The following is a 12,135-nucleotide window of genomic DNA, read 5'->3' as shown; positions in this document are numbered from 1 at the left end:
GATTATCGCGGCAGGACGAAAAGGGGACTGAAAAGGCAAATAAGCCGACGACGCTCACGCTTTAGCACGACAGGGAGGAAATCAGCACAAACCTTGCATGGCAAACAGGATTGAGATCAAAGGAATAATCATCGAGGTCGTTATGAATATTTTCGCAGAAGCCGCACGGCTTGAAGAGCAAAACCGGGCGTTTGCACTGGCGCAAATCGTCGACAGCCGCGGCTCTACGCCCAGACATTCCGCCCAGATGCTGGTCCGCGATGATGGCTCTATCGTGGGGACCATTGGCGGGGGAATGGTGGAGCGGAGGGTGATTACCGAAGCGCTGGAGGCGATGCAGGAGAAGGCCTCGAGAATGTTTCACGGGCGCATGGCGCGCAACGGCAGCGACGCAGTGGGGTCTGACTGTGGCGGGGCGATGTCGGTTTACATCAGCGTGCATGGCCTGCGCCCGCGTCTGGTCTTGATCGGTGGCGGTCACGTGAATCGGGCGATTGCGCACGGAGCGGCGCTGCTGGGTTTTGACGTTGTGGTGGCGGATATTCACGAAGAGAGCCTGAACCCGGACTACTTTCCGCCATCGACCACTTTGCTGCATGCCCCCACGTTCGGAACTGCCGTTGAACAACTGGCGATTTGCCCGGAAAACTTTGTGCTGATCGCCACCAATAACCAGGATCGCGAGGCGCTGGATAAGCTGATTGTGTTGCCGGTGGCCTGGCTTGGGCTGCTGGCCAGTCGGCGCAAGGTGCAGGTGTTTGTCCGCCAGATGCGGGAAAACGGCGTGGCGGAAGCGGATATCGCCCGTCTGCGCGCTCCGGTGGGGTATGACATTGGGGCCGAAACGCCGAATGAAATTGCCATCAGCGTGCTGGCGGAGCTTTTGCAGGTAAAAAATCAGGCCCCTGGGGGCCTGATGATGGCAGAGGCGGTTGCTGATTAACCTTCGATAATCGTCCCGGTTTTACCTTCTATGCCCTCTTTGGCTTTGCTCAGCATCGTGATGAGCGCCTGACGACCGGGACGTGAACGGGCGAAAGAGGCCGCCGCTTCCACTTTGGGCAGCATGGAGCCTTTGGCGAAATGCCCTTCGGCAATGAAGCGCTCGGCATCGCTCAACGAAAGCTTCTCCAGCCATTGCTCGTTAGGCTTGCCAAAGTTGATGGCAACCTTCTCCACGGCGGTGAGGATAATCAGCATATCGGCGTCGATCATCGCCGCCAGTCGCGCGCTGGCCCAGTCTTTATCAATGACCGCGCTGGCACCGCGCAGATGGTTGCCCTCACGAATCACCGGAATTCCGCCGCCACCGGCGGTGATCACCACCTGACCGGCGTTCATCAGCGCTTTTACCGTCTCTTTTTCGATAATATCCAGTGGCTTCGGCGAGGCGACGACTCGGCGGTAGCCGCGCCCGGCGTCCTCTTTCATGGTATAGCCCTGGCGGGTGAGCGCGTCGGCTTCATCTTTGCTGAAGAAAGATCCGATGGGTTTTGTCGGGTTGCGGAAAGCCTCGTCGTTGGCATCCACTTCCACCTGAGTAATCAAGGTGGCGACAGGAATGGGCATGTTGCGGCTGAGCAGCTCTTCACGCAGGGCGTTTTGCAGATCGTAGCCAATGTAACCCTGACTCAGGGCCACGCAGACGGACATCGGCAGCATTGGGGTGTGGGCTTCGGTTCTGGCGGCAGCTTCGAAGGCGAGATTGATCATCCCTACCTGCGGACCGTTGCCGTGGGTGACTACCACCTGATGACCCTGCGCAATCAGGTCAACGATCGCGTGCGCCGTTTGCTTCACAGCCTGCATTTGCCCGGCAAGATTGTCGCCCAGGGCATTCCCGCCCAGGGCGAGAACAATTTTTTTACTCATTGATTCCTCTCATTGAAATGTGTTCCCGTGGCGGGAGCGTGCTTAGCGGAAAAAGGCTGACGGCGGATAAAGCGGCCCTGTCCGGCACTGCCGGTAAATTTCCCGTTGTGATAAATCACCCGGCCTCGGGAAAGGGTCTGGCGAATCGCCCCCTGGCAGATAAAGCCTTCCCACGGCGAATAGTCGGCATTGTCGTGCAACATCTCGTGGCGGATGGTGGTGGTTCTTTTCGGATCGATGATCACCACGTCGGCGTCCGATTCGGGGGCGAGCAGCCCTTTCTGCGGCCACATGCCAAACAGTTTTGCCGGGTTGGTGCTGGTCAGGGCGACGAAGCGCTCCGGCGTGATACGCCCGGTCATCACCCCGTTGGAGAACATCAGCAGCAGGCGGTTTTCAACACCCGGAAGACCGTTCGGGCAGCGGCTGAAATCACCACCGGAGATCTGCTGGCGCTGGGCCATCGAGAAGGTGCAGTGATCGGTCGCCACTACGTCAATTCCACCATCGGCAATACCGCACCACAGGGCGTCGTTGTTGCTGGCATTACGCAGCGGTGGGCTGAGAATAAACTTCAGCGCGTCGTCGCGTTCATAGCAGCGGTCGTCGAGCAGCAAATATTGCGGGCAGGTTTCGACCCACACCGGCTGATGGCGGGCGCGGGCAAGGCGTAAATAGTCCAGCCCCAGACCGTTGGAAAGGTGCACGATATACAGCGGCGCGTTACCTGCGAGCTGGGCAAGATTGATCATCCTGGCGATGGCTTCGGCTTCACACTCCACCGGACGGCTTAGGGCGTGATAGCGTGGGGCGGTTTTCCCGGCGGTGATAAACTCGGCGCGTTTTTGCTTGATGGCCGCGTCGTTTTCCGGATGGACGGTGGCGAGCGCGTGGGCGCGATGCAGATGGTGCAGCGCCTGTAAAATCTCGTCGTCGTTCAGTTTGTACTGATAGGTCAGATAAAGTTTAAAACTGCTGATACCTGCCTCGACCATCATCGGAATCTCATCGAGAATGGCGGCGTTAATGTGCTGGATCACGCCGTGAAAACTGTAGTCGATCACTGCTTTATAGGCGGCGTAGCCCTGGTAGGCCTCAAGCTGATGACGCAGTCGACAGCCCGACGGGCCAAAGCCCATATGATCGACAATGGTGGTTGTCCCGCCACAGGCGGCGGCGCGGGTGCCGGTGAAAAAATCATCGCAGCTGCGTGCGAGGCCGGTATCAATATTAAAGTGGGTATGAACATCGACTCCGCCGGGCATGACGTAGCACCCCTCGGCGTCAATAATCTCGCAGGTCGGCTCAACCTCAATACGTGGGGCAAGGCGTTTAACCCGACCCCCTTCGATCAACAGATCCTGCTTTGCCTGTCCGTCGGCGTTGACGACAAGGCCATTTTTAATCAACAGGCGCATAGAAAACCCCAGACTCCCGCCGTGGACGCGGCGGGAGGTGATGCGAAAAGCGATTATTCGGTTGCCAGCCAGCTCAGCGGGATAGCGGCATACATGGCGGCGCAGGTAACCAGGTGTGATTTCCAGGTCTTCTCGTTCGGCGCGTGCGCTTCTGGCTCTTTGCCTGGACCAAAGCCGATCACCGGAATGCCGTGACGGCCCATGATCGAGACGCCGTTGGTGGAGAAGGTCCACTTGTCGACGACCGGCGCTTTGCCGAACAGGCCTTCATAGGCGTTGCTCAGGGCGCGGACGGTGAAGTGATTCTCTTCCACTTTCCAGGTTGGGAAATAGCACTCGGTAGGGTAGACCAGACCGGTCCATGAAGGACGGTCGTAGTTGTACATAGAAACGACTGCACCGGCTTTTTTGACCGCTGGCAGGGCGCGGATCTCTTCCAGCGCGCCTTCCCAGGTTTCGCCCCAGGTCAGACGGCGGTCGATGGAGACGGCGCAGCTGTCCGCCACCGCGCAGCGGCTTGGCGAGGTGAAGAATATTTCGGAGACGGTGAGGGTGCCTTTGCCGAGGAATTCATCGTTGCCCAGGTTGTGCGAAAGACCCTGCAGATCGTTGAGGATTGGGCCCATTTTGAAGATGGCGTTGTCGCCGCGTTCTGGCGCAGAGCCATGACAGCTGACGCCCTGAACGTCGACGCGAATTTCCATGCGTCCGCGCTGGCCGCGATAGATCTGGCAGTCGGTGGGCTCGGTACTGACCACGAACTCCGGACGGATGCCGGACTGCTCAATGATGTATTGCCAGCACAGGCCGTCGCAGTCCTCTTCCTGCACGGTGCCAGTCACCAGCAGGGTGTACTCATCTTCCAGCCCCAGATCCTTGATGATTTTCCCGGCGTAGACCATGGAGGCCATGCCGCCTTCCTGGTCGGACGCGCCGCGCCCGCCGATCAGTTCATCAGTTTCCATGCCTTTATACGGGTCAAAGTTCCAGTTTTTGATGTTGCCGATGCCGACGGTATCGATGTGAGCATCCATCGCCACCAGACGCGGGCCGTGACCGATATAGCCGAGCACGTTGCCCATCGGGTCGATTTCCACTTTGTCGAATCCGACTTTTTCCATCTCTTCTTTGATGCGGTGCACGACGCGCTTTTCATCGCAGCTTTCGCTCGGGATGGCGATCATGTCGCGCAGAAAACGTGTCATATCGTCCTGATAATGTTTTGCTTTTTCGGTAATCAGTTTGAAAGGAATTTGCTTAGCCATTGAGTTGTTCTCCAGTCCTTGTTTTCCCGTGTTTCGGGATGAAATGAAAATGCGTTAGCGCGCTGCCGGATGTTTGCCTTCCCAGACCACTTCCCGGTAGTGCTTCGCGTCTGTGTCGCCTTCGGTACTGATCGCCAGCACCACGGAGTGGCTGTCCAGCCCGAGTTTTTGCATTAGCGCATCGCGGTCGGGATGGCAGTGAATGGCGGCAAGTAGCCCCACGCCGACGGCCCCGGATTCACCGGAGATAATGGCGGGGTCGTTGCCGAGAGGATTGCCCAGCACCCGCATCCCTAGCGCCGCGACGCTGTCCTGGCAGGAGACGAAATGGCTGGCGCAGTTGCGCAGGATCTCCCAGCCCAGCGGATTGGGTTCACCACAGGCAAGGCCCGCCATAATGGTGGCCATATCGCCGCCAACATTGACGATGTCGCCTTTTACGCCGGAGCGATAAATGCAGTCGGCCTGGTCCGGCTCAACAATGACTGAGGTCAGCTCATGTGCGCCGTAGACGTTGGTCAGATAACCGAGCACGCCGCCGGCCATCGCGCCAACACCAGCCTGTAAGAAGACGTGTGTCGGGCGGGCAATCCCCAGGGAGGACATCTGGTCGGCCGCTTCGTCGGCGAGGGTCGCGTAACCCTGCATAATCCAGGTCGGGATTTTGGTGTAGCCTTCCCACGCGGTGTCCTGCACCACCTCCCAGCCGTTTTTTTGTGCCATCTGTAGTGTGAAGCGGACGGTATCGTCGTAGTTCATGTCGGTGACGATGCACTGCGCGCCGAGGCGAAGAATGGCGTCAACGCGCTCCTGCGCGGAGCCTTTCGGCATGTAGATCACCGCATTTTGCCCAAGCTGTTTTGCCGCCCAGGCCACGCCACGTCCGTGGTTGCCATCGGTAGTCGTGGCGAAGGTCATCTTCTCTTTGATGCTGTTTTTCAGCGTATTGAAGGAGAGGGCGTTGATATCTAACTGGTATTTTTCACACAGCAGTTGGGCGATGGCGTACGAACCACCCAGCATTTTGAAGGCGTTGAGGCCGAAGCGCTGAGATTCGTCTTTGACCAGAATTTTGTGCACACCGAACAGGGCGGCCAGGTCATTCAGGGCATACAGGGGGGTTGGCCTGTAACCGGCTATTTTTTGATGGAACTGACGGGCCTGCTGCGCCTGCTGGCGAGAGAACAGCGACGAGTGTTCCCCGGTAAAAAAATGGTTGTCGGCAATATCCATCTTCATTGAGAAAGTAGACATAGGCGATCCTTCTCCCTGGTGTAAAAGAGACGGCTGGCGGGTCTGCCAGCCGGGTGAATTATTTGATACGTTTCTGCCCTTCGCTGAGCAACTCAGCCAGAAGCTGGCCAGGTTTGGCGTATTTGCGGCACAGGATCATTGAGGCGATGATGTAAGGCTTCCAGCTCGCCTCTTTGTAGGTGGCGATACGGTATTTTTCGAAGACCGCTTCGGCCACTTCACCTTCGGCACATGAAACGCCGGTGATATCCGCAGGCAGACAGTGCATGTACAGGGCATCGCCCTCGTGGGTTTTCGCCATCATCTCTTCGGTGCAGTGCCAGTCTTTGTGTTTAGCATTTTGCGCCAGGCAGGCTTTCTCCAGGGCTTTCAAACCTTCGTGATCGTTGGCTCGCAGCAGCTCGGTGCGTTTTTCCATGACCTTGTAAGGGGCCCAGGATTTCGGATAAACAATGTCCGCGTTTTTGAAGGCTTCGGCCATATCCGTCACCTGACGGAAGCTGCCCCCGGAGGCTTTGGCGTTGCTTTCGGCCACTTCGAGCACTTCTGGGATCAGGTCGTAACCTTCCGGATGTGCGAGAGTGACGTCCATACCGAAGCGGGTCATCAGACCGATAATCCCCTGTGGCACGGACAGCGGTTTGCCGTAGCTTGGGGAGTAGGCCCAGGTCATGGCGATTTTTTTGCCTTTCAGGTTTTCCAGCGAGCCGAAATGCTCGCGCAGCCAGGCCAGATCGGCCATCGATTGGGTCGGGTGGTCGATATCACACTGCAGGTTGATCAGCGCTGGACGCTGCGGAAGAACGCCCTGCTGGTGGCCGTCGTCCAGGGCTTCGCCGACTTCACGCATATAGGCGTTACCCGCGCCGAGATACATGTCATCACGGATCCCGATGGCGTCCGCGCAGAAGGAGATCATGTTGGCCGTTTCGCGAACCGTTTCCCCGTGGGCGATTTGCGATTTCCCTTCGTCGAGATCCTGCTGAGCAAGGCCTAACAGGTTTAACGCCGAGGCGTAGGAGAAGCGGGTGCGCGTTGAGTTATCGCGGAAAACGGAAATCCCCAGTCCGCTGTTGAACACTTTGGTGGCGATGTTTTCGGCGCGCAGCCCTTTGAGCGCCGCGGCGACATCCAGCACCTGTTTCAGCTCATCCGGAGATTGCTCCCACGTCAGCAGGAAATCCTTCTCATGGAGGTGAGAATTAAGCTGATTGATATCCTTAATCAATTCGTTGACAGTTTTCATTTTCAATCCTGATTGTAAGTAACGAGCTTAATGATTGCTGTGCGGTCGGATGTGCGGGGGTACCGAAATAGCGACAGCCAGCGCTAATGCACAACAAGCAATTAGTGCGCCAGATCTAAATTGCAGAACTGTCAGGCGTGAAAGGGTGATGATTTTGCGAAGCTAATCACGAATTTGTTTGAGACGTATGTAATACCAGGCGAGAGAGTCAGGAGGATGTTTAATGGCAATACAATGGGTCTGGTTGATCAAGTGAAATTAGGCTGAGTCTCTTCGCGAAATTGATAAAAGGCCGGTGCTAAATATCATAATGATATGAAAATGTGATAAGGGCTGCATATTTTTGGCTACGAAGCGGGAAACAAAACTCTCTATGTCAATTCCTGCTAAAGAGAGCGTAGTATCATTGTGGAAAAGACGTGGCATGACGCTTTCGGATATGTCGCCCGATGCACAATATGAAAAGGTTGATTATGACTTCCTCTAATACACCCTCTATTCTTATGCAAATTCAGCCTACTATTCAACAGTTTGCAAGGATGCTCTCAAGCGTGCTGCAGCTTGAGGTGGAGATTGTTGATAATACTTTGTGTAGGGTCGCCGGAACGGGGGCGTATGGTAAATTTCTGGGGAGAAAACTCAGCAAAAACTCCCGGTTATTATGTTACATAATAGAAACAAAAAAAGAGAAGGTGGTGACGCATTCGCGTTTCGATCCCCTGTGTACCGATTGCTCCCATAAAGAGAATTGTAAAGAGAAGGCGTTTTTGGGAACGCCGGTAATATACCAGGATCAATGTGTGGGAGTCATTAGCCTGGTGGCGCTGACCTGCGAGCAGCAGGAGCGAATTAATGACAATATTCAGGCGTTTTCTGATTACGTTCGACATATCTCTTCCATATTTGTTGCTCGTCTTTTACAAGATCAGGCGGGCAGCGACAATATTCAGAAGCTCTTCACCACTATGATTGAAAATATGGATCAGGGCGTTCTGGTGGTGGGGCGCGATCAGAAAGTCATCTGTGCGAATCAGGTGGCGTTAAAGATCATGGGCGCCACACACAACAATATTATGGGAAAAAGCATCCATTTCAGCCCTCTGACTTTTGAAGGTAACTTCAGACACGGCCACATGCAGCACGTCATCTCCATTGAGGATAAGAAGGAGCTGATTATCGGCCAGCTGCATGCGGTGCAGGATCAGTGGCTGTTTTTGATGGCGTTTCATCAGTCTCACTCTTCTACTGATTTGAATCATGTTCAGGAGGGGCCGCAGATTGAGGCCATGGTGGGGGAGTGTCCGCCGATGCGGCAGTTAAAAACGCTCATGAGCCGCGTCGCGCCGAGCCCTTCCAGCGTAATGATTGCCGGAGAGAGTGGCACTGGTAAAGAGGTGGTCGCCCGTGCGATTCATAAGCTGAGCGACCGTCGGGACCAGCCGTTTATCGCCATCAACTGCGCCGCTATCCCGGAGCAGCTGCTGGAGAGCGAACTGTTTGGCTACGTGAAGGGCGCCTTTACTGGGGCGCTCGCCAACGGTAAAACCGGACTGATTCAGGCGGCGAATCATGGGACGCTGTTCCTCGATGAAATTGGTGATATGCAGCTATCGCTGCAGGCCAAACTGCTGCGCACTATAGAGTCTCGGGAGATTCAGCCAGTCGGGGCCAGCCATCCGCTGCCGGTGGATATCCGCATTATTTCGGCCACCAATCAGAATCTCGAGCAACTCATTAGCAACGGGAAGTTTCGCGAGGATCTTTACTACCGCCTGAATGTCATTCCGCTTAATCTGCCGCCGCTGCGTGAGCGGCAGGAGGATATCGAGCTGCTGATCCACTATTTCCTGCATCTGCATACCCGTCGCCTGAACCTGGTCTATCCCGGCGTCGCACCCGACGTTATCGCTTTTCTGAAAGAGTACCAGTGGCCCGGCAACATTCGTGAATTGAGCAATTTGATCGAGTACCTGGTGAACGTCGTGCCGTCCGGTAGCGTGATTGATATCTCATTACTGCCGCCAAATCTGGTGAGCAGCAGGAGAGTTGGCGAGGTTCAATTGCCTGGATCGAGTACGACTTGCGAGGATGAGAGCGTGACAGTGCTGGAGGAGATGGAGCGGCAGATGATCCGCGGCGCGCTGAGTCGTAACAGCAATAAAAAACAGGCTGCGGATGAGCTGGGGATTGGGATTGCGACGCTGTATCGGAAGATTAAGAAGTATGAGATGGCGAATTTGTAGAAGACCGTCCTCGTTTAGAGATTTTTAACGCAAGCGCCCGTTCGGGCGCAATAACTCTTTAGCCCAGGATAACCTCCCCTTTATTTAATCCAGAAATGGATCAAATACCCGCGTCCGTAAGACACACAATCACCGCAATATTATATTCTCGGATTCGGTGTAAACGCCTTTAAATTCAATAGGGAAATACATTGTGCATCAAGAGTTAGTGTATTTCGCCTATTTTAAATATTAAATATATAAGGATTGTATATGAACAAGCGCATTTTAGGTTTAGCTATTTCAGCACTGTTTGTGATGGCGACGGCACATGCTGAAGATATAGATACATCTGCCACCATCGATATTGCCGGTAATGTCACGGGAACTCCTGACACCAGCGCGTCGTGTACGGTGAATGTCTCTAAAGCACTGGTTAATCTAAGTACTGATGTGACAAACCTGCGCGAGCAGGGCGTAAAAACGACACCCGATGAAGGGGTTTCACTGTCCGTAACCGGTGATCAGGGGTGCCACAATTTGCTGCTGGATAGCCGCATTGCCTATAAATTTGTCGGGACTGCCGATGAAGCGACCGGAAAAGTTCTGGCAAATACCGATACAACCGAAGGGGCCGCTCAGGGTGTCGGCGTCGGTGTTTACGATCAGGAAGGTAATGTGGTGAATGTGAACACCGATTATTTCCGCGCCAATCTTTATAATACGATTGTTGGACTGGGTCTGGTGAAATTATCCGGGCAAACGCCAACTCAAGGCACAGTGAAAAGCGCATTAACGATCGAAATATTACGCCTGTAGTGATGAATTGATTATTGGCAATTATGTTATTTGAGATAACCGTTAATGGTCTATGAAGTGTCAGGCTGAGTTGCCTTTGAGGTTCGGTTTTAAACTCTCGTGACAGATTTTAGCCACAAAAAAGCCCGCAGGCTTGCGCCGTGCGGGCTTTCAGGACTTCGTATCAGGCTCTGGTGACCTTCAACCAAGAATTTTTGGTGGAGCTGGGGGGATTTGAACCCCCGTCCGAAATTCCTACATCCTCGGTACTACATGCTTAGTCAGTCTTTACATTCGCCTGGCACCTGCGGATTGACACGCCACTACCAGACTAGCCTGATTAGTTTTAACACTTCAGCCCCAGGCAGGACATCCGTGCGATCTCTTTTGGGTTTGACCTCTCTTTGATCCCCGTCTTAAGAGCGGAAGCTAGGGAGAGAGGGCTCTTAGCAGGTTATTAAGCTGCTAAAGCGTAGTTTTCGTCGTTTGCGACTATTTTTTTGCGGCTTTTTACGAGGCAAACCGCCCCTCGGCATGCACCTTGGGTTTCGCAAATCCCGTCGAATCCAGAATCAGCCCCAATGTGTTGAACTCAGTATACCAGAACTGGCATCGGTGATGCCAGCGTGGAACGATAAGTTCTTAAATCACTTTGAAAAGTACAAAATTCAGGCAGAAATTAACGGCCTGCGTGCTTCATGATACGCGCTTTGTCGACCTGCCATTCACGGTCTTTCACATCGTCACGTTTGTCGTGCTGTTTCTTACCTTTTGCTACGCCAATTTTCACTTTGCACCAGGCGTTCTTCCAGTACAGAGACAGGGCGACGACGGTGTAACCTTCGCGGTTAATGCGGCCAAAGAGTGAAGCCAGTTCGCGCTGGTTCAGCAGCAGTTTACGCGTGCGCGTTGGGTCGCAAACATAGTGCGAAGAGGCGACGGCCAGCGGCGTAAAGTTCGCACCAAACAAGAAGGCTTCGCCGTCAATCATGATCACATAGCTGTCGCTGATGTTAGCTTTCCCTGCACGCAGGGATTTGACTTCCCAGCCCTGCAACGCAAGGCCAGCTTCGAATTCTTCTTCAATGAAATACTCATGGCGGGCACGCTTGTTCAGCGCAATGGTTGCCGAGCCAGGTTTATGTGCTTTTTTCTTCGTCATAAGTGTCGTGAAGCCATAGGTAATCTGAGTTCAAAAAGTAACCTCATTGCGATTGCATCCTGTGAGGTCCAACGCGCTATCTTAGCACGAGATAAGCCTTAGCGTTTTTTTAACAGGGGATAAATGTTATTATTTATCCGTTGTGTGACCATGGAAAATGCTATGCCTCAGATTAGTCGTACTGCGCTTGTCCCCTACAGTGTGGAACAAATGTACCAGTTAGTGAATGACGTTCAGTCCTATCCGCAGTTTATTCCGGGATGTACCGGGAGTCGGGTGCTGGACGCTGGCCCGACGCAGATGACTGCTGCGGTAGATGTCTCTAAAGCAGGGATCAGTAAGACGTTTACCACCCGAAATACGCTGACCGATAATCAAAGCATTTTGATGCATCTGGTGGATGGCCCGTTCAAAAAGCTGATGGGGGGCTGGAAGTTTACGCCTCTGAGCGCAGATGCCTGTCGCATCGAGTTCCATCTGGACTTTGAGTTCACTAATAAGCTGATCGAACTGGCGTTTGGCCGCATCTTTAAAGAGCTGGCCTCGAACATGGTCCAGGCTTTCACGGTCCGCGCCAAAGAGGTTTACAGTGTCGCCTAAAATAACGGTGGAAGTGGCGTATGCACTGCCGGAGAAGCAGTATCTGCAGCGCGTGAAGCTGGAAGAGGGTGCCACCGTTGAAGAAGCGATTCGCGCCTCTGGCTTGCTGGAACTGCGCAGCGATATCGATCTGAGCAAGAATAAAGTGGGGATCTACAGCCGTCCGGTAAAACTGACGGATGCGCTGAACGATGGCGATCGCGTTGAGATTTATCGTCCGCTGATTGCCGATCCTAAAGAACTGCGCCGTCAGCGCGCGGAGAAAGCTGGGAAGTAGTACGAAACAGCGTAAGAAACA

The 12,135-nt window shown here is 54.2% G+C and carries 10 protein-coding genes, 1 other RNA gene and 1 pseudogene; 5 read left to right on the top strand and 7 right to left on the bottom strand.

The window, feature by feature from the left end; translation table 11 throughout:
• Positions 1-142: 142 nt before the first annotated feature.
• Positions 143-922, top strand: a pseudogene (locus QQF33_RS11915) (XdhC family protein); the annotation flags it as partial.
• 17 nt (positions 923-939) lie between these two features.
• Here the strand turns inward: QQF33_RS11915 and arcC are convergent.
• The 5 genes from arcC to ygeW are packed head-to-tail and all read right to left on the bottom strand — an operon-like array spanning position 940 to position 7,055.
• Positions 940-1,872, bottom strand: coding sequence for a carbamate kinase (gene arcC / locus QQF33_RS11910; RefSeq protein WP_285157857.1), 933 nt, complete (start codon positions 1,870-1,872; stop codon positions 940-942).
• On the bottom strand, positions 1,869-3,290 hold the full coding sequence (gene hydA, locus QQF33_RS11905; protein WP_285157856.1) for a dihydropyrimidinase: 1,422 nt from the start codon (positions 3,288-3,290) through the stop codon (positions 1,869-1,871). The genes arcC and hydA overlap by 4 nt, the downstream gene beginning before the upstream one ends.
• Before the next feature lie 53 nt (positions 3,291-3,343).
• Complete coding sequence (locus QQF33_RS11900) at positions 3,344-4,555, bottom strand: YgeY family selenium metabolism-linked hydrolase (RefSeq protein WP_282494219.1); 1,212 nt, start codon at positions 4,553-4,555, stop codon at positions 3,344-3,346.
• A 54-nt stretch (positions 4,556-4,609) separates the two neighbouring features.
• Positions 4,610-5,809 carry a diaminopropionate ammonia-lyase gene (dpaL, locus tag QQF33_RS11895; RefSeq protein WP_285154523.1) on the bottom strand — a complete coding sequence of 400 codons (1,200 nt, stop codon included), beginning with the start codon at positions 5,807-5,809 and terminating at the stop codon, positions 4,610-4,612.
• A 58-nt stretch (positions 5,810-5,867) separates the two neighbouring features.
• On the bottom strand, positions 5,868-7,055 hold the full coding sequence (gene ygeW, locus QQF33_RS11890; RefSeq protein WP_282494221.1) for a knotted carbamoyltransferase YgeW: 1,188 nt from the start codon (positions 7,053-7,055) through the stop codon (positions 5,868-5,870).
• 473 nt (positions 7,056-7,528) lie between these two features.
• Here ygeW and QQF33_RS11885 point away from each other — a divergent pair, with 473 nt between their 5' ends.
• Together QQF33_RS11885 and QQF33_RS11880 are read left to right on the top strand one after the other, a co-directional pair.
• A complete protein-coding gene (locus QQF33_RS11885) occupies positions 7,529-9,298 on the top strand; it encodes a sigma-54 interaction domain-containing protein (protein WP_285157935.1) in 1,770 nt (589 codons plus the stop codon).
• A gap of 252 nt (positions 9,299-9,550) precedes the next feature.
• On the top strand, positions 9,551-10,096 hold the full coding sequence (locus QQF33_RS11880; RefSeq protein ID WP_282494222.1) for a fimbrial protein: 546 nt from the start codon (positions 9,551-9,553) through the stop codon (positions 10,094-10,096).
• Between the two features lie 195 nt (positions 10,097-10,291).
• Here QQF33_RS11880 and ssrA read toward each other — a convergent pair.
• Together ssrA and smpB are read right to left on the bottom strand one after the other, a co-directional pair.
• Positions 10,292-10,655: a transfer-messenger RNA gene (ssrA, locus tag QQF33_RS11875) on the bottom strand.
• Positions 10,656-10,754: 99 nt separating this feature from the next.
• On the bottom strand, positions 10,755-11,237 hold the full coding sequence (smpB, locus tag QQF33_RS11870; protein WP_282494223.1) for an SsrA-binding protein SmpB: 483 nt from the start codon (positions 11,235-11,237) through the stop codon (positions 10,755-10,757).
• A gap of 162 nt (positions 11,238-11,399) precedes the next feature.
• Here smpB and QQF33_RS11865 point away from each other — a divergent pair, with 162 nt between their 5' ends.
• Both QQF33_RS11865 and QQF33_RS11860 read left to right on the top strand, forming a co-directional pair.
• On the top strand, positions 11,400-11,837 hold the full coding sequence (locus tag QQF33_RS11865) for a type II toxin-antitoxin system RatA family toxin (protein ID WP_282494224.1): 438 nt from the start codon (positions 11,400-11,402) through the stop codon (positions 11,835-11,837).
• Entirely contained in the window at positions 11,827-12,114 is a 288-nt protein-coding gene (locus tag QQF33_RS11860) for an RnfH family protein (protein ID WP_282494225.1), read from the top strand. The genes QQF33_RS11865 and QQF33_RS11860 overlap by 11 nt, the downstream gene beginning before the upstream one ends.
• Positions 12,115-12,135: the final 21 nt, after the last annotated feature.

This window comes from Lelliottia wanjuensis (assembly GCF_030238365.1).
Lineage (GTDB): Bacteria > Pseudomonadota > Gammaproteobacteria > Enterobacterales > Enterobacteriaceae > Enterobacter > Enterobacter wanjuensis.
The sequence above is the reverse complement of the archived record's forward strand: the minus strand, read 5'-3'. Positions and strand labels throughout refer to the sequence as shown.

Coding starts and splice junctions, on each gene's coding strand:
- smpB (WP_282494223.1), bottom strand. CDS start 11,237: ATGACGAAGAAAAAAGCACATAAACCTGGCTCGGCAACCATTGCGCTG.
- QQF33_RS11865 (WP_282494224.1), top strand. CDS start 11,400: ATGCCTCAGATTAGTCGTACTGCGCTTGTCCCCTACAGTGTGGAACAA.
- QQF33_RS11900 (WP_282494219.1), bottom strand. CDS start 4,555: ATGGCTAAGCAAATTCCTTTCAAACTGATTACCGAAAAAGCAAAACAT.
- dpaL (WP_285154523.1), bottom strand. CDS start 5,809: ATGTCTACTTTCTCAATGAAGATGGATATTGCCGACAACCATTTTTTT.
- QQF33_RS11880 (WP_282494222.1), top strand. CDS start 9,551: ATGAACAAGCGCATTTTAGGTTTAGCTATTTCAGCACTGTTTGTGATG.
- hydA (WP_285157856.1), bottom strand. CDS start 3,290: ATGCGCCTGTTGATTAAAAATGGCCTTGTCGTCAACGCCGACGGACAG.
- arcC (WP_285157857.1), bottom strand. CDS start 1,872: ATGAGTAAAAAAATTGTTCTCGCCCTGGGCGGGAATGCCCTGGGCGAC.
- ygeW (WP_282494221.1), bottom strand. CDS start 7,055: ATGAAAACTGTCAACGAATTGATTAAGGATATCAATCAGCTTAATTCT.
- QQF33_RS11885 (WP_285157935.1), top strand. CDS start 7,529: ATGACTTCCTCTAATACACCCTCTATTCTTATGCAAATTCAGCCTACT.